Origin of the sequence: Synoicihabitans lomoniglobus (assembly GCF_029023725.1) — a bacterium.
GTDB classification, from domain to species: domain Bacteria; phylum Verrucomicrobiota; class Verrucomicrobiia; order Opitutales; family Opitutaceae; genus Actomonas; species Actomonas lomonigloba.
In genome coordinates, this window is the sequence record NZ_CP119075.1 from 1,758,923 (window position 1) to 1,782,573 (window position 23,651).

Consider the following 23,651-nt stretch of genomic DNA (forward strand, 5'->3'; position numbering starts at 1 on the left):
TGACGGCTCGCAACGCGTGACGACGCGCCCGAGGCGCACACGCCCCTGCGGCACACGCCGCGCCAGCCCTCCGGTCGTCTCGCTTTGCTCGACTCCTTCCAGTCTGTCACGTCGTCTGCTCGTTCCCTGCGCTCCTGCGAGTCGCTCCAGTCCACCAGAGTGCAACCCCACCGGCGTCGGCCTGGGCGCTAAGATCGCGCCCGAAGCAGGGTAAGCTTCCGTTCTACCGCGTATGCGGAAGGGGTTGACGCTCAGGCCGCGGGTTTCCAGTCGCGCGGGGTAAGTTTGGCGGCAGCGACTTGGTGATTGGTCATGCCGGGCAGGCGATGGAGCACGTCGTTGAGGTAAGCGAGAGGTTCGACGTTATGGCGGCGGCAGCATTCGAGGATGGTGTAGATGATCGCAGCGCGCTTGCCCGCACCGGGGTGCCCAATGAACAACCAGTTCTTGGCCCCGAGTTTGGTGGGGCGGATGGCTTGTTCGGTGAGGTTGTTGTCGATGCGCGTTTGCCCGTGCTGCACGTATGCGGTCAGCTTGCTCCACTGGGATCGGGCGTAACCGATGGCATCAGCGATGGCGGTTCTGGGCATGTGCGTGTCGATATCTTCGTCCAATGACTGCCTGATCTGTGCGAGGACTGGCACACTGCGTTCGGCCCGGATCTCCGCGACCTGCGCCACGCTCGCCTCGGCCGGCAATGACGCTTCGATCGCGTAGAGATCGCGGATGAGCACCAAGTAATGCGCCGCCCCGGATTCACCGGCTTGGTAGGCGTCGTAGAACCGTCGACGCGCGTGCGCCCAGCATCCGAGTTGCGTGATCTCGCGACCCTCGCTCACCCGGTCGTAGACTTGGTAGCCGTCGCTTTGCAGCAGACCGGTAAACTCGCACACGATGGCCTCGGCCGCGGCTTTACCCCGGCCCAGCGACCAATCAAAGCACAGGTCTCCTCCTGGATGTCCATAAACCCAGAGGTAACCGCGGCTACTTTGTCCTTTGCGATCCGGGTCAAGATAACGGATCGGCGTCTCATCGATCTGCAAGTAGTCGCCTCCGATCAATCCCTGCCGGATCGAGTGGTAGATGATTAACAGCCAGTTCTCGATGGCGTATCCGGTCCAGTCGCACAGGCGCTGACGCGGTAGCTTCACGCCGAAGCGTTGCTTGAAGCTTTTCTCCAATCGGTAGAGAGGAAGGTGGTCCACATATTTGGCCACCAAGAGGAACGCGATCAAACCGGCGGCGGGTAGTCCGCCCGGGATCACCCGGGCCGGTAGCGGCGCAATGAAGGGCGCCGCTGCGGCTTGCCCCTTGCGTTTAAACTTCGGTCGCACGATCCGGCGACGGATCACCTTCATCGGCTGGACATCGAGTTCTTCGGTCACTTCTTCACCGATGCGCTCGTAGGCCTCCGGTTCGGCCCGCACCTCCTCCGGGATGATTTCCTCGGTGATCGTCTCCAGGTCTTCGGGCAGTCGGGCCTGCGACTCCTCCGCCTGAGGTCGACGGCGGGCGTAGCCAATCACCTCCTTGGGCACCTCCTCCTGCTGCGCGCGTTCCCGCTCCATCTCGTCGAGAGCCAAGTTCAACTGCGCCTCGCTGACCTGCTCACCCCGCGACTGTCCGAACAGCTTGCGTTTCAGGGCCTCCAACTGGCGCTGCATGTAAGCCATCTCCGCATTGAGCGCCTTTAGCTCCGTGCCTAATACATGGTTTTCTTGCTCCAGTCGTTCGCATTCAAGACGCAGAACCTGCGCCTCATCATCCTCCTGAAGATCGGTTGGTGGATTAACTGTCGCCACTATACGGATACAGTATCCGGCCTCCCGCTATTGGCCAGCCAAAGTGCGCTTTAGACGTAACTTTTTCACGTCTCCACCCGCGATCAGCCACGCAAGTTCATCACGCGTCAGCCGCTCCTGACCGTCCGGACTTTCCGGCCACGCAAACCGCCGGTGATGCAGACGTCGCGTGCCGCACCAAACACCCGTCGCATCGACGACGAGGAACTTCAGCAGGCCTCTTGACCGGTTTGAAAACACGTAAAGCGCTTCCGGCTCCGGCCGGCCCACCAACGTCCGCAAGCTGTTCGCTCCTTTGCGCAAATCCACCACGCCGCCATACACGTAAATCTGTTCCGCTTCGATTCGAGCCATCCCGCCACATTATCAGCCCGACCCTGCCCCGACTACCACGTGCCATAACGGACGCTTACGAAGAAGGACTCGGCGAGGGCGTTGTCGTAGCAGTTGCCGCGACGACTCATCGATGCGGTGATGCCGTGAGCGGCCAACATTTTGCGGAAACGTTCGCTGGCATACTGGACGCCGCGATCGGAATGCAGCAGCAGGCCCGGGGCGCAGCGGCCGTGTCGACGAGCAATGGCCATGCGTAGGGCGTCGATGACGATTCCCGTTTCCAAGGAAGCGGAGAAAGCCCAGCCGAGCACACGTTTACTGTAGGCGTCGATGACCACCGCCAGGTAGAGCCAGCCGACGCGGGTGGGCAGATAGGTGATGTCCGTCTGCCAGACTTGGTCGCAAGCGGTAATGGCTTCAACCTGAGCCAGTCGGTTCGGTGCGATCGGCCCGTCGTGGTCGCTCTGGGTCGTTTGCGGGCGAAAGCCGCGGCACGGACGGCCTTGCAGGCCCTCGGCCCTCATCAAACGGGCCACGCGTCCCTTGCTCACCCGTTCTCCCTGCGCGCGTAGCTCCAAGGTCATGCGAGGATAGCCATAGGATTGGCGTGACTGCCCAAACGCGGTCGCAATCTTCTGGGGGACGAAAAAAGGGGGGACGAAAAAAGGGTCAATCCTGACTGTTTAATATTTCGGTATTTTTGCGCTGCCAGAGCGAAGTTGTGTGCGTCGGGGGTAAGCGTCCGTTCTGGCACGAGGTAGTCGGGAAGAGCGCCGGGTGATAGTCTGGCGGGATGGCCAAGATCGAAGCGGAGCAGATATACGTGTATGGCTGCGTGGAGGATTTGCGCAAAGGCGCGGACGGACTGCGGTTGTTGGTGGGGCAGGCGGAGTCGGCCTGGGCGCTAAGATCGCGCGCGAAGGCAGGGCTCCGTAATATTCGCCCCGTCGCTCCCTGCTCCCGCGTTCGCGGAATCCGGTCGCCCAGCGGCCCCGCTCCCGTTGGTCGCTGCGCGGCTGACGCCTTGCGCCACGGACCGGTTGCGGACGCGCCCGGACCGCCCGGCGGTTCCTCCCCGGCGCGCTGCTGCGGGATGGCCTCGCGCCCGGAGTGGCTGCGAGCGATTCCTTCCTTGCCGGTCGGCCCCTAAAACAAAATCCGCCCGTTGGGCTGATTTTTGGAAATACGGACAGTTTACCCCTCGTGGTGAAGGTCCAGCTTTGGCAGATTCGAAGAATCGACGAGATCTTGGGGAATCGCGGTGCGGCTTTCCTATACTCGGGGACGAAATTTGGGCCAATTTGGGAGGGTTCGGGATCATTTCACGGCTAAATCATGGGGGATTTGAGACGTGGGGTGACTTGAGATCATTCTGGATCAACGATTTGAACGACCTTAGAAGCCCTTGCCGAAGGGCGTGAAGATGTCAGGCCACTCCCGGTGGTCGTATCCGAGTCCTTTCCGAGCACCAGCCTACGTCCGCGCAGGAGCGCAACTGCGGCTCGGCGAGCCAACCGGGGGGAACGCCAACGGAGGGCTGATCTGTGTGATTTACCCCTGATGCTCGCGGCCGCAGGCGTTGCGCTTTGGCCTCAAGGCAGTGGGCGCGGGTCGCGGGGGTCGCGGTGGATGATCTGCACGCGGTCGGGTTGGCCGAGGTTGGTGTCGGTGGCGAGGACGGCGGAGAGCACGGCGGCGGCGTCCGCGTTACTCATGCGTTGGCCCATGGGGTTGGCCGGGTTGATGATGGTCACGGGCCGGGGGCTGATGGATAGAAGGAGATCCGGCGTGTCGTAGCGGTTGAGGACACCGGGAATGACGACTTCCGAAAGGTTCCGGTGCAGGCCCGCGGCGACTGCGGCGCGATAGGATACGAGGGTGTCTTCGATGACGACGGCAGTGATACGGTCGTCGAGGGCGGCGGCGTGCAGTGCGACGAGGCCTTGGGCTCCTGGGCCGAAGAGCGTCAGTTGGTCAGGTGAGGCGTCGGGTTGTTGGCGCAACCAGTCGATGGCACGCAGGGTGTCGTCGGTGCGCATGCCGATGAGCGTCTTACCCACGGCGTGCGCGCGCAGATGCACCGGCATGTATTGGCCGAGGGCGAGACGATCGGCTTGCGGATCGGGTTCACCCAGCACGCCCCGGGGGTGCAGGGCGAGCACGAGGTGGCCGGAGGCGGCGAGGCGTTGGAAATCGGGCTCGTTGGCGATGCGATCCAGCGGCAAGGCGTCGAGCCACAGCACGACCGGATGCGGTCCGCGTTGGTGCGGTCGCGCTAACAGCCCGGGCAGGGTGATGCCGGGTTCGCTGGCGAACGTGAGGTGTTCGAGAAGATAGGTATCGAGCGATGCAGTTGAGTCGGTCGTGACGACGGGAGCAGGCGCGCCCGGTCGGGCAACGACGCCGGCGAGGGCGCGAAGGTTGTCGGGACGGAAAAGGGGGGACGGAAAAGGGGGTCAGACTTTGCACATTGCACTCGCTTCCCCTTCGCCCTTCGGTTTGGATGTGTAGATGGCAAGGAAGTTGAGACTTGAATACGAAGGCGCGTGTTACCACGTGATCAATTGGGGGAACTACCCTTCCGCTATTTTCGCCACCGAAGGCGCAAGACAATCGTTCCTGAAGTGCCTGGACGACGCTGCCACGAAATCGGGCTGGATCGTTCACGCCTGGTGCCTGATGTCCAACCACTACCACTTGGCGATTGAGACGCCGCGGGCCAATCTGGTTGACGGCATGCGGTGGCTGCAGGCCACGTTTGCCACAAAGTTCAACCGGTTGCGCAAGGAGAACGGTCATCTGTTCCAGGGCCGCTACAAGAGTTTCGTGGTGCAACCTGAGGAAGCGCTTGGGCCGTTGTGCCATTACATCCATCTCAATCCGGTGCGGGCCAATGTCATTCAGGTCAAAGAGCTGCGAACCTGGCGCGACACGAGTTTGCGCGAATTGCTGCAGCCGCGTGAACGCCGGGCCTGGTATTCACCGCAAGCCTCCCTCGACCATGCCGGCGGACTGCGTGACACGCCGGTCGGCCGACGAAAGTATCTGGAATACCTTGACTGGCTCGATGAGGAGGAACCCGAGCGCAAACGACTCAAGTTTAGCGAGATGTCCCGCGGATGGGCGATCGGAACCAAGGATTTCAAGAAAGCTCTCAACGAAGATCACGGTGAGCTGCAGGAAGCCGTGCGGCGCGGAGACAAAGATTTGGAGGAATGGCGAGAGGAGCAGCACGCAGACACGCTGGCGGCATTGTTAAAATGCTTAAAAAAGACGGCGACTGATATTGCCGCCGATCCGAAGGGAACGGCTTGGAAGGTGGCGATCGCGACCGAGATGAGACGACGGACCACGGTATCGAACCCTTGGCTTTCCCGGCATCTCAACATGGGCAGCCCGTTCCGAGTCAGTCGACTGGTCAACGCCTGCAATGAAGCCGGCGGAGAAACTGCCAGGCTGCGCAAGCGTTGTGCAATGTGCAAAGTCTGACCCTTTTCTGACACCTCGCAAGCGTTGTGCAATGTGCAAAGTCTGACCCTTTTCTGACACCTGACCCTTTTCTGACACCAATTCTCTTTGGTGAAAAAGAAAAAGCGTTTCTCATAACCGAAAAATATTTCGTACCGGATTGATGTCTCGACGGTAAATGGGGCGTCGGACGGGGACATGTCGTCACATTGTCAGCACTTGTGTTAAGATGAGCACAAGTTAGCTTTCGTGGATGGCTAGGCACGCACGGATCGAATACCCCGGAGCGATTTACCATGTCATCAATCGCGGAAACTATAGGAGGGATGTGTTCGATTCACCTGGCGCCGCGAAATCTTTCGTGAAGACGTTGGAGGAAACGGTGAAGCGCTTTGATTGGGAACTGGGCGCGTATGTGGTGATGCGGAATCACTTTCATTTGGCCGTGCGGACGCTGCAGCCGAATCTATCGGCAGGCATGCAATGGCTTCAGGTCACGTTTGCGGCGCGGTTTAATCGCATGCGTGGGGAGCAAGGGCATCTGTTCCAAGGGAGGTTCAAATCATTCTTGCTTCAAGATGAAGCGGTTTGGGCCAAAGTCGCAGATTACATCCATCTCAACCCGGAACGTGCTGCCATCGTCGAGCTGGCCCATCTAGACGCCTTTCGGTGGAGCAGTCTCCTGCGTTATGTTCAGAACAAACGGTTTATGGGACTGAAGGCTGATGATTGGATGGCGACAATAGGATTGAAAGATACACCTGAAGGCTGGCGTGAATATCATCAGCATTTGCGGTCAGTCCGCGCGAGAGAGGGGAAATTGCCGGAAGAGGAGCGGGAGTCGTTTTCAAGTGGATGGGCATTTGGCGACGACGATTGGAAGAACGGCCTACTGGCTAAGAAATCGCAGGTAAAAGTGGGAGCACCGCGGGCCGAATACGTAGAGCCGAAAGAACTGATGGAACGCCGGTGGGCGTTGCGATTGCGCGAGATTATGGCGAAGCAGGGACTATCGGAGTCGGATCTCGCGCAGAGAATTTCAGGCACAAAATGGAAAGTGGCGATCGCTGACCAGTTACAGCGTGAAATGGGCGTGCCAGTGGTCTGGTTGGCAAATGCCTTGAAGTGGGGGCGACCGGCATCCGTGCGAACCAGTCTTTGGCGACACCGGCGTAATGCTGACAAAGTGACGACATGACCCCATATTGAGAGGTGACCCCGTATTGAGAAGTTAACCGGTTGCCCCATGGAAGGATGAGGCGTTCGATGGCGGATTCCGCTTCGCGCGTTTAAGCGCCGCCCACTCCGAAATTACCCCTAGCCAACATGCTTTGCTTTCTCTCCAAAAGTTCTGTGTCTCGATCGCAATCGGATACGTGTTCTCGTCAATGTCCGCCAGCGACGAATCCCAAATCCCGGTGGATGGCGTGGTTTGTCATCCTGATTTTTCTCCCGGTTATGGCGACGGCGCAGGAGGTGCAGATGAAGACATTCCGGTCGAGCACCTACTTGGGGACCGAGGGGACCAAGGTGTTCATCACCATTTCTCAGTCGGCGGGAAACCGTGATGTTCTCATCACGTCGTCGGGTCATCGAGGCACGGGCAACGACGCGGGCCCTACTTCGTTTATCATTCGTAACCCGTTGGGCGCGGAAATCAGTTCCACATCCTCCTTTGCCGGGACTCCTACGGATCCGCTCCTTCCCGACTATTTCGATGCTGCCCGCGATGCCGGAATACTGGTCACGTTAGCGCCCGGAACATACATCATCCACCTGACGGACACCGATGGCGGCTTTGGTAATACGACCCTCGATGTGACCGATACCGGAGAGGGCGTGGGAATCATTTCGCACGTGCTGTTGGGCAGAGCGCAAGGAGCTGCGGGAGGAACCGAGCTCTTCTTGGCCGATGAAACGGATAGCGCCTATCACCAACGCTATCTTTCGGTCATGGCATCTGGAATCAACCTCCCGGGGACCAATCAGATGTCCGAACCGGTGGTGTCCATGATTCCAGGTTCCACCGCAGGGTTGAGCGGACACCTCCCGACGGTCACGACGACCGTGCAAAGCGGTCCCCCTTGGTCCCGATCGATGCTTGCGATCGACTCTCGATCTCCCGCCTATCAGCGCACCGAAAACGTCGCGTTCTATGGTTTGATCGGCTCCGTGGGTTCCCTGATTTTTGAGGTGACGGATGAATCCGGCGGCAGCAACGAGTTGTTCATGCTCGAGATTCACGATCGCGAATCCTCCGAGTCCCGTCCGCCGGTGTTTTACGCGGAGCTTGAGTCCAGCTACGCGTGGCGGAACGGAGACCGGTTGCTGCTCCACGACACGCTTTTGCTCGGCGGGAGTTTTGACTCCTTGCCCGTGGTGGAGGCGGATTTCAGTCCCAGCCTTTTCATCACGAATGGTTCGATTATCATCGGTGATTTACGGCCGACCGAGACCAGCAATTACGCTCTCAGTTACGTCCATGAGTCCGGCACGACCAAAACTTCGACCGAGTTTACCGTGCCGGTATCGCGCTTGGTGAACCTTTCGGTCAATACCTTCGCAGGCACCGCGGATCAAACGCTGACCCTTGGTTTTGTGACGGCCGGCGACGAGCCCAAACCGTATGTGATCCGAGGAATCGGGCCGGGGCTGGCTGCCTTCGGCGTGGCGAATACGTTGCCGAATCCTGTGATCACGCTGAGGGAAGGTGCGGCCGAAATAGCGGTGAATGACGATTGGGCGGCCGATGACGGTCGGAGTCTGGGTGCTTTTCCACTCGCCGATAGTTCCCTCGATGCAGTGGTCGCCCAATCATTGGGAGCGGGAGTGTATACCGCGACGGTCACGGCCGCTGACGGGCAACTGGGCCAAGCGATCGCCGAGGTGTATGATGGCAATATCAGTAACCAAGCGACGCGTCTGGTAAACCTTTCCGCCCGGGCCAGAATAGAGGCCGGTCAGGCGTTGATCTGTGGTTTCGTGATCAGTGGGGAAGAACGCATGGAAGTGATCATTCGAGGGGTGGGTCCCACTTTGGGGGAATTCGGCGTTTCCGGGGCGATGGCGGATACGACGCTGAAGCTGTATGTCACGGATTCTTCCTACTATCCCAACGACAATTGGTTCGGCTCGGATGGTTCTTCCGAAGTCGGTGCGTTCCCCTTGGCTGCAGGGAGTCTCGACAGTGTTATCCGTCAGACGTTGGAGCCGGGTTCCTACACGGTTTGGTGTGAGTCTGCGGACCCTGAAGTCGGCGGAGTGGTCCTCGTGGAGGTCTATTCGGTCGAATAGTTCACGCTTTCGATCAACCCGGTTTCTTTCAATCCCGGGTCTGGGCGGTATGGTGGACGTCGCCCGGGGTTGAGATCGCGCTTCCCGCGGCGGGGCAATTGTGCACCGTGGAGCTTCACTACGATGCGATTGTATTTCATGGGTATTTGCGGGACGGCGATGGGGAATGTGGCGCTGCTGGCGCGCACGGCCGGGCATGAGGTGCTGGGCGCGGACGCCGGGGTGTATCCGCCCATGAGTGACGTGCTGGCCGAGGCCGGCATCACCGTGCACGAGGGGTATGACGCCGCCCGGCTGGCGGAGTTGGCGCCTGATTTGGTCGTCATCGGCAATGCCATGAGTCGCGGGAATCCCGAAGTGGAATGGTTGCTGGAGTCGCGGGCGCTGCGGTTCACGTCGCTGCCGGCGTTGTTGGCCGAAACGGTGTTGGCGGGACGGAAGAATCTGGTCATTTGCGGCACGCACGGGAAAACGACCACGACGTCGCTCACGGCGTTTTTGCTGCGGGAGAATGGTCGTGATCCGGGGTTTCTGATCGGCGGCGTGCCGCTCGACCCGCCAGTGGGACAACACTTGGGCGGCGCGGCGGAGCCGTTTGTGATCGAGGGCGATGAATACGACAGCGCGTTTTTCGACAAGCGTTCGAAGTTCATTCATTACGCGCCGCACATCGCGGTGCTGAACAATCTGGAATTCGATCACGCCGATATCTTTCGCGACTTGGAGGATGTGCAGCGGACGTTCCGTCACCTTTCGCGGATCGTGCCGCGCAACGGTTTCGTGTTGGTCAATGGCGATGACACCAACTTGGCGGCGTTGGGAGACATGGACTGGACGAAGATCGTCCGCGTCGGCACCGGCGAGACCAACGATGTTCGTATTACGAACTTTGAGGAAGGGCCGGAGGGCGTCGCGTTTACGCTGACGTGGGGCGGGCGCGAATGGGGCACGGTTAGTTGGACGACGGCGGGACTGTTTAATGCGCGCAACGCGGCGATGGCGGCGACGGCGGCCGGGTTGGCGCTCGATCCGAGTGATCCGACGGGACTGTCGCTGGCCCCGCTGGCGAGGTTTCGCGGCGTGCGCCGGCGTCAGGAGATCAAATTGCAGCGTGATGACCTGGTCGTGATGGAGGACTTCGGTCATCATCCGACGGCGATCGCGGAGACCTTGCGCTCACTGCGCGCGCGTTATCCGGCGCATCGGCTGGTGGCGGCGTTCGAGCCGCGCAGCAATACGGCGCGGTCGCGGCGGTTGCAGGACGATTTCATTCAAGCGCTGCGTAACGCCGATACGGTCTACGTTGGCGCGGTGAGTCGCGCCGATCGCATGACGGCGGCGGAGCGGTTTGATCCCGCGGTGGTGTGTTCGACACTGGCGGCGATGAGCACGGCGGCGCACACGGCGGATTCCAACACGGGTGTGTTGGATCGGTTGCTGACTGAGCTGACGGTGGACAACGCAAACGGACCGATGCTGGTGGTCTTTTTCACCAATGGCTCGTTCGACGGCATCATTCAAAAATTTGTGGCGCAAGCTGAAGGCAAGGGCTGATCAAGTTGACGGGTAACATCGCCTGAAAAAGCACTGCATGCACACATGGCGTCAGCTTGAGTTATTGACCAAGGATGGCGCGGATTCGATCCGAACTGAAGGCGGATTTCACACCAAGAACGCAGAGATCGCGGTGTTCTGATGGGTTTTAGTTTCCGCTGCTGGGGTAGTCGTCGTCCCATGGATACGCGAGGCGGCCTGCACTCGGGGGCCCGCCACTCCCTGGTGTGATTTCCTCGGTTTCGAAGGCGTCGGACGATTCGAAGTAGGGGAGCGGTCGGCTCCAGGCGGGCACGCGGTTTGATGCCATCATGGGGAGGTCGCCGGGCGGAACAGTCACGTGGCCGAAGGCCCAGGGCGAGGCGATGGCTGGGGCTACGCGATTGTTATCGTCGCCGGCAGGAGGTGGCGGCAGGCGGCGTATGTTGGCTTCGAGTCCGGCGAGAGGGACGTCGTAACGGGCGGCGGTCTGGCGGAGGATATGCAGCGCCACTTCCCGGTCGTTGTGGAGGAAGGGGGCGGCGGCTTGGAGCAGCCAGGCTTCGGGGGCTTGCAGGATGCGCAGGGCGAAGCCGGCATCGGCGAGTCGGGGGATGGCGCCGAAGCGTTTTTGGCCGATGCCGACAACGGTCATCTCGAGTCCGACGAGGTGCCACTCATCTTCGAATTTGAAAGCGTAGCCGGGTAAGACGTGGCCGCGTTCGTAGATGATGACGAAGTCGTGATCGCGGATAACGGGAGCAGGCAGGCGTAAGGCGGTGAGTCCAAACACCAAGGTTCCGGACGCGCATTGCCACGACCCTTCGCGCACGATGGCGGCGAGGGTGGTGCTGTCGCGATTATAGCGGGGCGGCTGGTCGGGCGGACCGAGACGGCGGAGGACACGGTCGGTGGCGATGGTTTTTAGCCGCTCGGGGGTGAACGGCTCGAATGCAGAACGTTCGAGGGTGGACAGAAGTTGAGTGGCAGCGAGGCGAGCTGCGGCATGGATGTCGCCTTCACCGGACTGATTTGGCGCGCTCAATTCGGCGGTGCGGGCGAGTGCGTTCAGCAGCGTGGCTGGTGCGATGGCGGTGGTGGTTTGCGCGGACCAACGAGCCAAGTCGGGATTGCGCGACAGTTCGGCGGAATCGAAATCGAGTTTGGGCAGTTCCAGCTCGTAGGGTTGGTTGCTCCAGACGATGGGTTTCGCTGGCGGGGCGGTTGGCGTGCGGATCTTGGTGGTAGCAGACGCAGGCGTCTCGATGGCGTCGGGACTGAACGCCCATGCGAGCAGCAGGCTTACGGTCCCCGCGATCGTCGCGGTCACCACGAGCCGGGTGCCGCGTTGAGCGGAGGCGTCGCTGTTGCGCGTGCTGTAAAGATCCTTCGGGTCGCCGTTGCTCAATGGGGGATTGGGATAAGAAAGGCGGTTGGGTGGGGTGTGGGGTCGCGCGGATCAGCGTCCGCAAGCGGCCGGCCTACAGTGCAATCTGATTGCTTAGCGGATCGAGGGTCGGCGTTTCAATGTGGCGCGGAAGTGGGCGTGACTTTGACGGAAGGATGGGCGGCGAAATCGAGCGGGAGTTCCACCCAGGATTTGCAACCGGCCTGGGCGGCGGTGAGCCGGAATTTCACTGGCGTGAGAAGGCGATGCACCTGCACCGTGAGCAGATGAATGCCGGGCGGTTTGCTCCAATCGAATCGTTCGCGCACCGTGCTCTCGGTCCAGAGGTGTTGGGCATTGAGTGCTGCCACCTTCGACCAAGCGGTGAGGAAGCGGTGAGCGGTGAGTTCGGCGAAGGCGTTAAGCGAGACCTCTGGTGGGTCGTCGGACGAATCGTCGTCGTGACTCGGCAAATAGCGATCCGCGGCCGGCTTCAGTTTCTCGGCCTGGGCGTGAAAGCGGGTGGGCAGCAGCCAGAATCGGTTGGATTTCGCGGTGAAGCCGCCGCGACCTTCCGCGATGCCGCCTTTGCGCAGAATGATGGATTGTTCGCCAGCCACCAATGCGCCGACGATGGCGTGCCATTCTTTGAAGGCGGGAAACATGGAGAAAGCGGGAGAACGTGTGATCAGTTCGGCGTTATTCTAAAACCGGCCGGGCCGGAAAACAAGAAACCGCAGCGGTTAGGCTGCGGTTTCTCTAAAAAAGGACGTTTTCGGCGAACCCTTACTTCTTCGATTTGCTCTTCGAAGAGGCGGCCTTGGCGGCTTCCTTTTTGCGCACGTTATATGCCGCGCGACGCTTACGTTTTTGAATTTTATTAAGTTGTTGTCCCATAGGAACGAAGAGGTTGGAGGGACAATCCTCCCGAGGAAAGCGGGAAATACGGGTGTGGTTTTCGGCCGGAGAGCCCACGGGGCGTCAATGGTGATGAGCGGGATACCGCTCCGTCGACCCGCACGGATGGGCGCTGGTTTCCAGTTCGAGCGTGGCGTGGGTGATGTCGAATTTTTGCTCCAGGAGCGTGCGCACCCGTTCCAGCAGGGCATGGCCTTGCGGCAATTGGTTCGCCTGCACCACGATGTGGGCTTCGAGCGCGGTGTGATGTTCGTCGAGCTGCCACACGTGGAGGTGATGGATGTTTTCGACGCCGTCGAGATGCTCGACCGCGACACAGAGGTGATCCAAATCGAGGTGATCCGGAGCACCTTCCATTAGGATGTGCGCGGTTTGGCGCATCATGCCGAAGGAGGTGAACAGCACGTAGCCGCCGATCAGCAGTGAAATGGCCGGATCGACCCAGTTCCAACCTCGCCAATAAATCGCCGCGCCGCCGCCGAGCACGGCGAGTGAGGCGAGGGCATCGGTGAGATTGTGCACGAAGGCCGCGCGGATGTTGAGTCCGCCTTTGGACATCGACCACAGAAGGACAACGGTGCCCACGTCGACCACGAGAGCGATCAGCGAGGCGATCATGATCCAACCGCCCAACGGTTCCACCGGAGAGGCGAATCGCATCACGGCCGTTTTGATGAGGAACAGTCCCACCACGATGAGCGCGGTGAGGTTGATCAAGGCGCCCACGAGCTCCGCCCGTCGCCGACCGAAGGTGTAGCGGGCGTCGGGCCGGGCTCGACCGATGCGCCGGGCGAAGTAGGCGATGAGCAAGGCCGCGCAGTCGTTGAAGTTGTGCAAGGCATCGGCGTAGAGCGCGACGCTTCCCGCCAGTGCGCCGGCTACCCCTTCAAACACGGACAGACCCACATTTAGCCCCACCGCCCACAGCAGGGCGGCGTCGGACACGTTTTCGGTGCCGTGATCGTGGTGGTGGGAATGGCTCATGAGACGCGGGGCTTACGTGGCGATGGGCTTCACATCATGCTCCCGGTGGGCCATGCGGTAGAGGGCGGGTAGCACGACGAGCGTGAGCAGGGTGGAACTGATAATGCCGCCGATCACCACGGTGGCCAGCGGACGTTGCACCTCGGCGCCGGCGCCGGTGGCGAGGGCCATGGGCACGAAACCGAGGGAGGCGACGAGGGCAGTCATGAGCACCGGACGCAGGCGCGTCAGGCAACCCTCCTCCACGGCGGCGTCGAGTGGACGACCGGATTCCCGCAGCGAGCGGATGAACGAAATCATAACCAATCCGTTGAGCACCGCGACGCCGGAGAGCGCGATGAATCCCACGCCGGCCGAAATCGACAGCGGGATGTCGCGCCACCACAGCGCGGCGATGCCGCCGGTCAGCGCGAGCGGCACACCGGTGAAGACGAGCAGGGCGTCCTTGGCGTTGCCGAAGCTCATGAAGAGCAGACCGAAGATCAGCACCAACGCGACTGGCACCACCACGCGCAAACGTTGGGACGCGGAGAGCAGTTGCTCAAACGTGCCACCGTATTCGAGCCAGTAACCCGCGGGCACGGCGACGGTGGCGTTGATACGTGACTGCGCCTCGGACACGAATCCGCCGAGGTCGCGGCCGCGCACGTTGGCCGTCACGACGACGCGACGTTTGCCGTTTTCACGACTGATCTGAGCCGGGCCGGGCGCGATCGTGAGGTGGGCAATCTCGCGCAGCGGGATGAACGATTGCGGTTCCATTTCGATTTCGAGGCGCGGCTCGGTGCGCAACGCATCGGGGATGATACGGCCGGCATGGCGATCGAGCGGCGGCAGATGCACGGGCAGGTTGCCGAGCGCGTCGAGATCGTTGCGCAGGGACTCCGGCCAACGCACCAGCAGCTCGAAACGACGATCGCCTTCGAACACAAGTCCGACGTTGGAGCCGCCGATGGCCGTGGAGACAAGCTCCTGCACTTCCTCGATGGCGAGTCCGTAGCGAGCGATAGCCTCGCGGTCGAGATCGACGGTGAGCAAGGGCAGACCGGTGGTTTGCTCAACGCCCACATCGGCGGCGCCGGGCAGGGATTCCAGCACGGCGGCGATCTCGGCGGCGGTGGTGTTCATGACGTCGAGATCGTCACCGTAGACCTTGACGGCGACATCGGCGCGCACGCCGGAAATGAGTTCGTTGAACCGCATTTGGATCGGCTGAGTGAACTCATAGTTGTTACCCGGAACGGCGGTGGCCGTGGCCTCCAATCGGGCTAGAAAGTCGGTCTTGGGCAGATCTGGATCGGGCCACTCTTCGCGTGGTTTCAGGATGATGAACGTGTCGGCCACACTGGGCGGCATGGGATCGGTGGCGACCTCAGGCGTGCCGATTTTGGAGAAAACGCGATCCACTTCGGGCAGGGTTTTTATCGCCGTTTCGAGTTCGCGCTGCATGGCGACGGATTGGGTGAGGCTGGTGCCGGGAATGCGCAGGGCATGCATGGCGATGTCGCCCTCGTCGAGGTTGGGAATGAATTCCGTGCCCATGCGACTGGTGGCAAACGCGGCCAACGCGATCACCGCGAGTGCGCCGACGGCGGCGGCCGGCCGCACGCTCATGACGAAGCGCAGCGTGGGCCGGTAGACCGTTTTGGCGGCGCGGATGAGGACATTGTCCTTTTCCGAAACCCGCCCGCGCACGAGCAGCGCGACGGCGGCCGGCACGAACGTAACCGACAGAATCATCGCGCCGAGCAAGGCGGTCACGACCGTGAAAGCCATGGGGTGAAACATTTTTCCTTCGATGCCGGTGAGCGCAAAAATCGGCACGTAGACGACCGTGATAATGAACACGCCGAAGAGGGACGGCGTGATCACCTCGGCGGCAGCGGAGGCCGCCAGCCGGTGGCGTTCGTCGTGAGTGAGCAGGCGCCCGAGTCGATGTTGTTCGAGGCCGAAACGGCGCAGGCAGTTTTCGATGATGATGACGGCACCGTCGACGATGAGTCCGAAGTCGAGCGCGCCCAGACTCATGAGATTGCCGGACACGTGATTGCTCACCATGCCGGTGATGGTGAACAGCATGGCGAGGGGAATGACGGCCGCGGTGATGAGCGCGGCGCGGATGTTGCCCAATAGCAGGAAGAGAATCGCAATCACGAGCAGAGCGCCCTCGATGAGATTTTTCTGCACGGTGGCGATGGTGCGGTCGACCAACTCGGTGCGGTCATAGACCGGTCGCGCCACGATGCCGGGCGGCAGGCTCCGGTTGATCTCCGCGAGGCGAACGGCGACGCGCGAGGACACATCGCGGGAGTTTTCGCCCATGAGCATGAACACGGTGCCGAGCACAACCTCCTGACCGTTTTCGGTGGCGGCACCGGTGCGGAGTTCGGCCCCCAGCAACACGTCGGCAACGTCGCGGATGCGGATGGGCTGCCCGCCGCGACGGGCGACCACGATGGCCTCGATATCGGAGATGCCGCCGACCTGACCGGGCACGCGCACGAGATATTGTTCGCCGTGACGTTCGAGGTAGCCGGCGCCGACATTGGCGTTGTTGCGGGCGAGGGCGGTCATGACATCGCGCAGGGTGAGGTTGAACGCGAGCAGGCGGTCCGGGCGCGGCGTGACATGATACTGTTTCTTGTAGCCGCCAACGGTATTGACCTCGGTGACGCCGGTGAGATTGCGCAGTTGCGGACGCACGATCCAGTCCTGGATTTCGCGCAGGTCGGTCGGGGTGTAGGCCGTGCCATCGGGTTTGCGGGCGCCGTCCTCGGGCTCGACGGTGAACATGAAGATCTCACCGAGTCCGGAGGCGATTGGTCCCATCGTGGGATCGAGTCCGGGCGGGAGTTGTGACTTCACTTCCTGGATACGCTCGCTCACGAGCTGGCGGGCGAAGTAGATGTCAGTGCCGTCTTTGAAGACGACCGTCACCTGCGACAATCCATAGCGGGAGATCGAACGCGTGTAGTCGAGGCGCGGCAGACCCGCCATGGCGGTTTCGACGAGGTAGGTGACGCGTTGCTCGGATTCGAGGGGCGAGTAACCGGGGGCCTCCGTGTTGATCTGCACCTGGACATTGGTGATGTCGGGGACGGCATCAATAGGCAGGCGATTGAAGTTGTAGACCCCGAGCGCTCCGAGGCCGCCGACGAGCAGCAGGACCAACCACCGGTGGCGGATGGCGAAGTGGATGAGTTTTTCCAACATGGCTTTAGGCTGCGGGGCTTAGTGGTCGTGCGAGGCGCCGGCTTTGCCGATGTCTGCCTTGATGAGGAAGCTGTTGGCGGTGACGTAGGTTTCGCCGGCGCGAAGTCCCTTCAGCACTTCCACCATGCCCTGGCTGCGACGCCCGAGTTCGAGCGGACGCGCTTGGTAAACCTCGCCGTGTTGCGAAAACACGACGGTGAAATCGAAGACCGTCTGCAGCGCCGATTCGGGGACGGCGATCGGCACGGAGAACGATTCGAGTTCGACGGACGCGGTGATGAAAAGGCCGGGGCGCCAGCGTTGGTCGGGATTGGGCAAGATGACGCGGGCAACCAGTGTTTGGGCCTCGGCATCGCTGATGGGGGAAAGCCAATCGATCGTGCCCGTGGCGGCGGCACCGCCGTCGTCGGCGTGAATCATCACGGTCTGCCCGGGACGCACGCGGGCTTGATCACGTTTGGGAATATTGAGGTCGAGCCAGACCCGGCTCAGGTCGGCGATGGTGTAGAGGGCGGCGCCGGCTTCGACCGTTTCACCGGCGTTGACGTCGCGCGCTACGATCGTTCCAGCGAGCGGAGCCTTCACTTCGATGGTGGCGAGACTTTGGTTGGTCTCTACGACGGCGACGACTTCGCCAGCCGTCACGGTGTCGCCGAGAACTTTGCGCGCCTCGCGCACGATACCGCTGAATCGGGGCACGGCCCGCGCGACGTGATCAGCGTCGAATTTCACCCGTCCGTAGACCGGCAACGTGGTGGTGAAGGTGGCCGGTCCGGCGACTTCTGTTTCAACTCCGGCGCGAGCGGCGGCTGCGGCGGTCAGCGTGGTTTGCATTTCGGGGGCTTCGAAGTTCCAGTCGTGTTGGCGTCCGGCGTGAACGGCGGAGACGCGGTAGTCGAAGGAATGCGGTTCGTAGACCTCGGCCTGGCCGCGCAGGTAATCGCCCTCGACGACGAACGCGTGGTGGTCGGTCGCGCCACCGGGTCGCATGAGTTCGACGGAAAGCCGCACATCGGCGGGCGGAACTTCGCGACCACTCACGGTAGCCCAAGCGCGGAATTCCGGCGGCATGCCGGCTTCGACAATGGCGAGTTCGAGCGTGAAATCGCCGTCGGTCAGCAGACGTCCACCGTGCGCACCACGTTCGGCCTCTTCGTCGTGATGATCATCATGATCATCGTGACCGTGACCGTGGGCGGACGACGCGACCGAATCGTGTTCGTCGGATTGCAGTGAATAGAAGATGCCGCCGGAGACGGCGACGATGGCAACAAGCGTAAAAGTGAGTTTCCAGTTCATGGGAGAATCAGGGCTGGGCGAGGAGCGTGGAGAGGGAGGTGAAGGAGGGATCGGTCAGCGACTCGACCCGGGCCAGGGCGATGGCGTAGTCGGCGGAGGCGTCGAGAAGCTCGCGGCGCAATGCGATCAGCGCGCGTTGGGCGTCGAGCACATCGAGGAGCGGGAGCTGTCCGCTGTCGTAGGCTTCGCGGACGATGGCGTGAGCGGCGGTCGTCGGGGGCAGGGCGTCCCGTCGGATTGCGATAACTTGTTGGTGAGCCAAGGCGAGGTCCTGCCACGCGAGGTCGAAGGCGGTGCGAAGCTCGATCGCCACGGCGTCGGCGGCGAGTTCGACGCCGGCGAGGGTTTCGCGCGCCGCGCGGATGTTGCCCTGGTTGCGATTGCGGACGGGTAGCGGCAGCGAAACGCCGGCGACCAAGGCGGCATCGGAGCCGGAGCGGAAAAACCGTAGCCCACCGCCGACGGTGATGTCCTGCGTGGCGTGCGCCTGTTCCAAGGCCAGGGCGGCGCGGTCACGCTCCACGGCAGCCGCGGCGAGTAACTTTCGCGGATGCTCGGCCAAGCGAGCACGGTAGACCGTGGGATCGGGCAACGCGTCGGGCACGTGTAGTTTTCCGTTCAAATGCGCGACGTCGGTCGCGGCACCGCCCCATGTCGAGGCCAAGGTCGATCGAGCGCGAACCAGCGCGGCATCGGCGCGGGCGGCCTCGGCCTGAGCCATCGCCAAGGCGGCGCGGGCGCGGGCGGATTCGGCGGGCGAAGCGACGGCCGCGTCGACGCGGGCTTGCACCGACTCGATGGTGGTGGCGGCGAGTGCCAACGGCTCTCGGACCAGAGCAACACGCTCTTGGGCGGCGAGCACCGCGACAAAGGCCTCGGCGGTGGCGGCCAACACCTCGGCGCGTCGAACGGCGAACGCATTGATGGTCAAGTCGTGCTGCGATTCCGCGAGGGAAACGCGACGGGCACGCTTGTCGCCGCGCTCGATGAGCTGGCTGGCTTGCACGGTGGCCTCGAACGCATCGATGCCGCGAAACGGACCGGTGCCGATGGCGTTTTCCACACTGATGTCGAGCGTGGGATTGGGGCGCAGGTCGGCTTGTTCAACGAGTGCGGCGGCGGCGTTTTGACGGAAACGTTCGGCGTGCAGCGCGGGATTGGCGGACGCGGCTTTTTGGAGTGCGTCGGGTAGAGAGAGGGCGGGAGCAACCCCGCTCTGAGACCAACCGCTCGCCGCCACGCAAAGCGCGGTGACGCCGAGTCCGAGTCGGCGGAAGCCAAAAATGTGGCGATGGAAAGACATGGTAAGACAGTGAAATTGAGATCGGGTGAGCGCCGGAAAACCACGCGCGCGGGCGTGCTCCGGGCAGAATGAGCCAAGGAAATCCGTTCGCGCAGGAACGGATCAGCTCAGGATCGAGGGGGCCCGTGAGGGCGGCGCGGCGCGGCGCGCAAAGTGCCAGATCGGCACCCAAGTGAGATGCTCAAGGTCCGGAGTGGTCTCCGGTTGGAACACGAGTTCACCCGCTGGAGCGACCAACAGGACATGGGCGCAACGGAGGCAAAATTCAGGGACGAGCTGAGGTGGTGGCAGCTTGTGTGCCAACGTCGGGGCCGAGTAGTCGGCCCCCTCCACCATGTCGCAGGCATCGTCTTCGCAGCCATCGGCGGGTTGACAGCATCCGGCATCCGCTTCGACGGATATCATGAGGAATCCCGCCGCTTCCATGGAACAATGCGCGGACGCGGCCGACCAGAGGGTCAGCGCGACGAGCACCATTACATTGCGAAGGAAACGTAGAGACATGCGTCGCGGAAACTGCGCCGCCTCGCGAACGGCGTCAAGGGAGCTTAGTATTTGGTTTCGGTGTCGCCTTCGATGGCGATGCCGTGCTTCTCGAGGGTGATGCCGAGCTGACGATCGTATTCCGCGAGCGCGCGCTGATGATCGATCTCGGCGCGGTAAGCACTGATTTCGGCCCCGGCGAGAATCTCCTGTTGGGCGAGAACGAAGAATGTGCTGCCGCTGCCGGCGCGCAGTTTTTTCAATTCGGCGTCGAGCGCCTGTTCGGCGAGACCGAGCGAGTGGCGGCTGACTTCGACGCGCTGGCGGGTGGTCTCGATTTGACCGGCGGCGTTGCCGAGCATGACGACGATGTTCTGCTCGGTTTGAGCGAGCTGCATTTCAGCCTGTTCCTGGCTGAACTTGGCGGAGCGGTAACGACCGCGTTCGGCGGCGAACGTGAGCGGGGTGGAAAAGACGACGCCGACGCTGTAGGAGCGGCTGTCGCGATCGATCACCTGTAGTTGGCTTTTGGAGACGTGGTTATCGAGACCGTTGTAACCGACCGAGCCGACGAGGTCGACCTGCGGGAGGAGTTGATTGCGGCGGTAGCGGCGGTTGGCGTCGGTGCGGGCGACGTTGAGCTTGGCCTGTTGGTAGTCGGGGCGGCGTTCGAGGGCGGCCATAAACTCGACGGCGGGATCAGGGTGGTGATCGGGCAGGGCGGGAGCTTTGGCGATGACGAGGTTTTGCGACAGTAGGGCGGCCGTTTTTTCGTCGGAGATGAGGCCTTTGAGGAAATTCTCCGCAATGCTCACAGCGCGTTCGGAGATGAGGATGGCTTCCTCCCGAGTGGCGACACGGGTGCGGGCGGAGGTGACATCGGCTTGGGACAGGCTGCCGGCTTCGAAGCGTTTTTCGTTTTCGTCGAGCAGGCCCTGGGCGAGGTCACGGGAGCGACGGGCGATATCGAGATTCTTGTGCGCGAAGTCCAGTTCGAGGAAGCCGTTGATGACGGACGTAACGACATCCATGACGGTTTGCCGATATTGCCAGCGGGAGGAGCCGTGGGTGGCGCGGGCGATACGCACGCCGACCATGTTGGCGTCGTAACCAAAGCCGCGGAGGAGCGGTTGGCTGGCTTCGAGGCCGGAGAAGGTGAAGTAGTTGTCGGCGAAACCATTGAAGGTGCCGCGTTGGTTTTGCGAATAGGCGGTGAGCCGATAGCTCATACCCCACGGGGAGATGCCGCCGATGCCGAGGTTGTAGGTGTCGGTTTCGACAATGGAGGACGGCGGACGGTTGCCGGTGAACGGATCGGCGGACTGGGGACTACCATCTTCGCCGTGCGTATAGGAACCGCTGAAACGCGGATGAAAGTCTCCCCATTCGGCCGAGAGGTCGGCGCGGCTGGCCATGGTGCCGGAGGCCTGGGCCTTGATCGTGAAGTTTTTGTCCAAGGCCTGGCGAATGGCGTCGTTGAGCGAGAGCGCCTCGCTGGAGCTCTGGGCCACCACGACAGGGGCGATCAAGACGAAGGACAAGGCGGCGGACAGAATCTGGGAACGAGGGAAACGCATGCTTAAGATGAAGTGCCGGGGGTATTGCAGTGCGTGTGCCAGTGCGATGCGTTATCTCATAAGTTGATGGTTAACAGGCGAATAAAAATCACACCAGAAAGTGGCGACCCTGGCGGACCTCATCGCCGGGAAATTACCGTCCCAATATCGGGACGGTGGAACGCGACCACGCGGAAGGGATGACGACGCCGAGTCAGCTCACCATCATGCCATCGGCGACGCGGATCGTGCGGGTGCCGTAGCCGGCGTTTTCGTTGGAGTGGGTCACCTGAACAATGGTCACGCCCTCCTGCTGGTTGAGCTTTTGAAAGAGCTCCATGATCTCGCGGCCCTGGTCGGAGTGGAGATTACCGGTGGGCTCGTCGGCGAGAATGATGCGCGGTTTGGCGATCAAGGCGCGGGCGATGCCGACGAGCTGTTGTTGACCGCCGGAAAGCTGGCTCGGGTAGAGGTCCTTTTTCCCGACCATATTGAAGCGATCGAGGGCGTCGGCGACGATGGCGTCGCGGTCCTTGCGCGGGGTGTCTCGGTAGGAGAGCGGCACCTCGAGGTTCTCGTAAACGGTCAGATCGTCGAGCAGGTGATAGCTTTGAAACACGAAACCAATGTTTTGTTTTTGCAGCGCGAACCGCTGCTTTTGGTTGAGCTTGTGGACCGGTGCGTCGTCGAACCAATACTCACCGCCCCAGGCGCTGTCGTGCAGGCCGAGCACGTGCAGCAAAGTCGATTTACCGGAACCGGACGGACCCATGATCGACACGAAGTCACCGGCTTCGATTTCGAGATTGATGTTACGCAGGGCGTAAAAAGGACCGCCTTTGAGCGGGTAAACACGTTCGATGCCGCGGAGAGAAATCATGGAGAAAGGTTCAGGATGGGGGACGGGAAGGGACAGGAGGAACGAAGCAGGGTAACAAGATGCATGCCATGTTGTTTGAATCGAGTTAAGCGATTTATACCTAGACTGATGGCAATATCATGCGGTCGGGGAATGGTTGCGGAGTGGCCTGTATCGGAATGAGTCTGTCTCGATTTTGGGAAAAGGACGTCACTCTGGTTCGGTTGAAAGGCAGGGGGTGATTTTGACGAGCGTCTGTTCCCGATGTTCCCAGGTGAACAGACGGGGGGATTCGACGCGATCGAGCCGTTTCCAGAGTTTGGGGGCGGTGCGTTTGGGCAGCGTCAGGGGGGCAACACCGCCTGCATCGCAACCCAGCAACCGCGCGTAGGGTTTGAACACCTGAGGGCGACCGATGGCCCGGCCGGCATTTTCCGGCAAAGGAGTCGAACACGGGCGCGAAGTGCGTTCGAAGACGAGCGCGCTAAACGGCAGACTGCGCAAATCGATACCGGCCCGTTGGCCGAACTTCACCCAATGCGAGTCGGCGAAGATCCCAGCGGGCGGGCGGGCGAAATGGTGGCACCAATGGCGTTCGTTGCCCGGCGCGAGTATGCCGCACGCGCCTTGATGCGGGCACGGATACACCAAACGAAACTGCTCGCGCAACTGCTCGCGCCATGCGACGAGATCGGAGGCGACCTCGGAGGTGCCGGGCTCGATCCAAATAACGGCTTCCGCGCGATCGATGACCTGACGCAGATCCGCGGCACTGTCAGTATCGAGCTCGTTGAGCACGTGACTGATCACGACGGTCGAAATGGGCGCGGCCCGGTCCCAGGATAGAGCGGTAAGATCTGGGAACGTTTCGCGAGCGCGGCGGGCGGAAAAGTTCTCGGCGAGCGTAGAGTGATCGAAGACGTGCAATGTCTGCCCCGCCTGCACGAGTTCCGGCCACTGGCGCATCACGCGACGGGACGCCACGCCGCTGCCGCATCCCCAATCGAGGATCGGGCCGGATGGAGGAGACCACCCGCGGCGGACCAGCTCGTCGAGCACGTGGTCCCATTTCCAACCAATGCGCTCGGCGAACGTGAAATCGTAGTGCGCGAGATCGTCTTCGGATTGCCAATACGGTCCCGCCGCGGCCGAGCCGGAAATGAAGCCCTGGCGCAGGCGTTCGAGAATCGACCAATCGAGTTCGTCCCAATTCATG

Annotated in this window: 18 protein-coding genes; 4 read left to right on the forward strand and 14 right to left on the reverse strand. The window is 61.8% G+C overall.

The annotated features are described in order from the left end of the window. Nucleotides 1–251 precede the first annotated feature (251 nt). From tnpC to PXH66_RS06910, 4 genes are all read right to left on the reverse strand, one after another. Nucleotides 252–1,802, reverse strand: a complete 1,551-nt coding sequence (tnpC, locus tag PXH66_RS06895) for an IS66 family transposase (RefSeq protein WP_330932267.1) — start codon at nt 1,800–1,802, stop codon at nt 252–254. Nucleotides 1,803–1,829: 27 nt separating this feature from the next. Continuing rightward, nucleotides 1,830–2,156 (reverse strand): IS66 family insertion sequence element accessory protein TnpB, encoded by a 327-nt coding sequence (gene tnpB / locus PXH66_RS06900; protein ID WP_330932085.1) that lies wholly within the window; start codon nt 2,154–2,156, stop codon nt 1,830–1,832. A 32-nt stretch (nt 2,157–2,188) separates the two neighbouring features. After that, nucleotides 2,189–2,722, reverse strand: coding sequence for an IS3 family transposase (locus PXH66_RS06905; protein ID WP_345784023.1), 534 nt, complete (start codon nt 2,720–2,722; stop codon nt 2,189–2,191). 1,008 nt (nt 2,723–3,730) lie between these two features. Next, nucleotides 3,731–4,381, reverse strand: a complete 651-nt coding sequence (locus tag PXH66_RS06910; protein WP_330932295.1) for an alpha/beta hydrolase family protein — start codon at nt 4,379–4,381, stop codon at nt 3,731–3,733. Between the two features lie 313 nt (nt 4,382–4,694). On the opposite strand from PXH66_RS06910, the gene PXH66_RS06915 reads away from it, so the two are divergent. From PXH66_RS06915 to PXH66_RS06930, 4 genes are all read left to right on the forward strand, one after another. After that, nucleotides 4,695–5,627: a transposase gene (locus PXH66_RS06915; RefSeq protein ID WP_330927928.1), complete on the forward strand. Its 933-nt coding sequence runs from the start codon at nt 4,695–4,697 to the stop codon at nt 5,625–5,627. A 232-nt stretch (nt 5,628–5,859) separates the two neighbouring features. After that, on the forward strand, nt 5,860–6,804 hold the full coding sequence (locus tag PXH66_RS06920) for a transposase (protein ID WP_330927929.1): 945 nt from the start codon (nt 5,860–5,862) through the stop codon (nt 6,802–6,804). Between the two features lie 224 nt (nt 6,805–7,028). Then, entirely contained in the window at nt 7,029–8,900 is a 1,872-nt protein-coding gene (locus PXH66_RS06925) for a hypothetical protein (RefSeq protein WP_330927930.1), read from the forward strand. 138 nt (nt 8,901–9,038) lie between these two features. Next, nucleotides 9,039–10,454 carry a UDP-N-acetylmuramate--L-alanine ligase gene (locus PXH66_RS06930; RefSeq protein ID WP_330932296.1) on the forward strand — a complete coding sequence of 472 codons (1,416 nt, stop codon included), beginning with the start codon at nt 9,039–9,041 and terminating at the stop codon, nt 10,452–10,454. Nucleotides 10,455–10,602: 148 nt separating this feature from the next. Here the strand turns inward: PXH66_RS06930 and PXH66_RS06935 are convergent, their stop codons facing one another. From PXH66_RS06935 to PXH66_RS06980, 10 genes are all read right to left on the reverse strand, one after another. Beyond that, nucleotides 10,603–11,841 (reverse strand): hypothetical protein, encoded by a 1,239-nt coding sequence (locus tag PXH66_RS06935; protein ID WP_330927933.1) that lies wholly within the window; start codon nt 11,839–11,841, stop codon nt 10,603–10,605. Nucleotides 11,842–11,957: 116 nt separating this feature from the next. Next, the gene (locus PXH66_RS06940; RefSeq protein ID WP_330927934.1) at nt 11,958–12,485 is read right to left on the reverse strand and encodes a DUF1802 family protein; all 528 of its coding nucleotides are present in this window, start codon (nt 12,483–12,485) and stop codon (nt 11,958–11,960) included. Nucleotides 12,486–12,801: 316 nt separating this feature from the next. Next, nucleotides 12,802–13,722 (reverse strand): cation diffusion facilitator family transporter, encoded by a 921-nt coding sequence (locus tag PXH66_RS06945; protein ID WP_330927935.1) that lies wholly within the window; start codon nt 13,720–13,722, stop codon nt 12,802–12,804. A gap of 12 nt (nt 13,723–13,734) precedes the next feature. Beyond that, complete coding sequence (locus PXH66_RS06950) at nt 13,735–16,935, reverse strand: efflux RND transporter permease subunit (RefSeq protein WP_330927936.1); 3,201 nt, start codon at nt 16,933–16,935, stop codon at nt 13,735–13,737. A gap of 18 nt (nt 16,936–16,953) precedes the next feature. Beyond that, nucleotides 16,954–18,234, reverse strand: a complete 1,281-nt coding sequence (locus PXH66_RS06955) for an efflux RND transporter periplasmic adaptor subunit (RefSeq protein ID WP_330927937.1) — start codon at nt 18,232–18,234, stop codon at nt 16,954–16,956. Nucleotides 18,235–18,241: 7 nt separating this feature from the next. Then, a complete protein-coding gene (locus PXH66_RS06960) occupies nt 18,242–19,537 on the reverse strand; it encodes a TolC family protein (RefSeq protein WP_330927938.1) in 1,296 nt (431 codons plus the stop codon). Between the two features lie 102 nt (nt 19,538–19,639). Next, entirely contained in the window at nt 19,640–20,041 is a 402-nt protein-coding gene (locus PXH66_RS06965; protein WP_330927939.1) for a hypothetical protein, read from the reverse strand. A 44-nt stretch (nt 20,042–20,085) separates the two neighbouring features. Beyond that, a complete protein-coding gene (locus PXH66_RS06970) occupies nt 20,086–21,597 on the reverse strand; it encodes a TolC family protein (protein ID WP_330927940.1) in 1,512 nt (503 codons plus the stop codon). A gap of 193 nt (nt 21,598–21,790) precedes the next feature. Next, a complete protein-coding gene (locus PXH66_RS06975) occupies nt 21,791–22,456 on the reverse strand; it encodes an ABC transporter ATP-binding protein (protein ID WP_330927941.1) in 666 nt (221 codons plus the stop codon). A 189-nt stretch (nt 22,457–22,645) separates the two neighbouring features. Continuing rightward, nucleotides 22,646–23,650, reverse strand: a complete 1,005-nt coding sequence (locus PXH66_RS06980) for a small ribosomal subunit Rsm22 family protein (protein WP_330927942.1) — start codon at nt 23,648–23,650, stop codon at nt 22,646–22,648. Nucleotide 23,651: the final 1 nt, after the last annotated feature.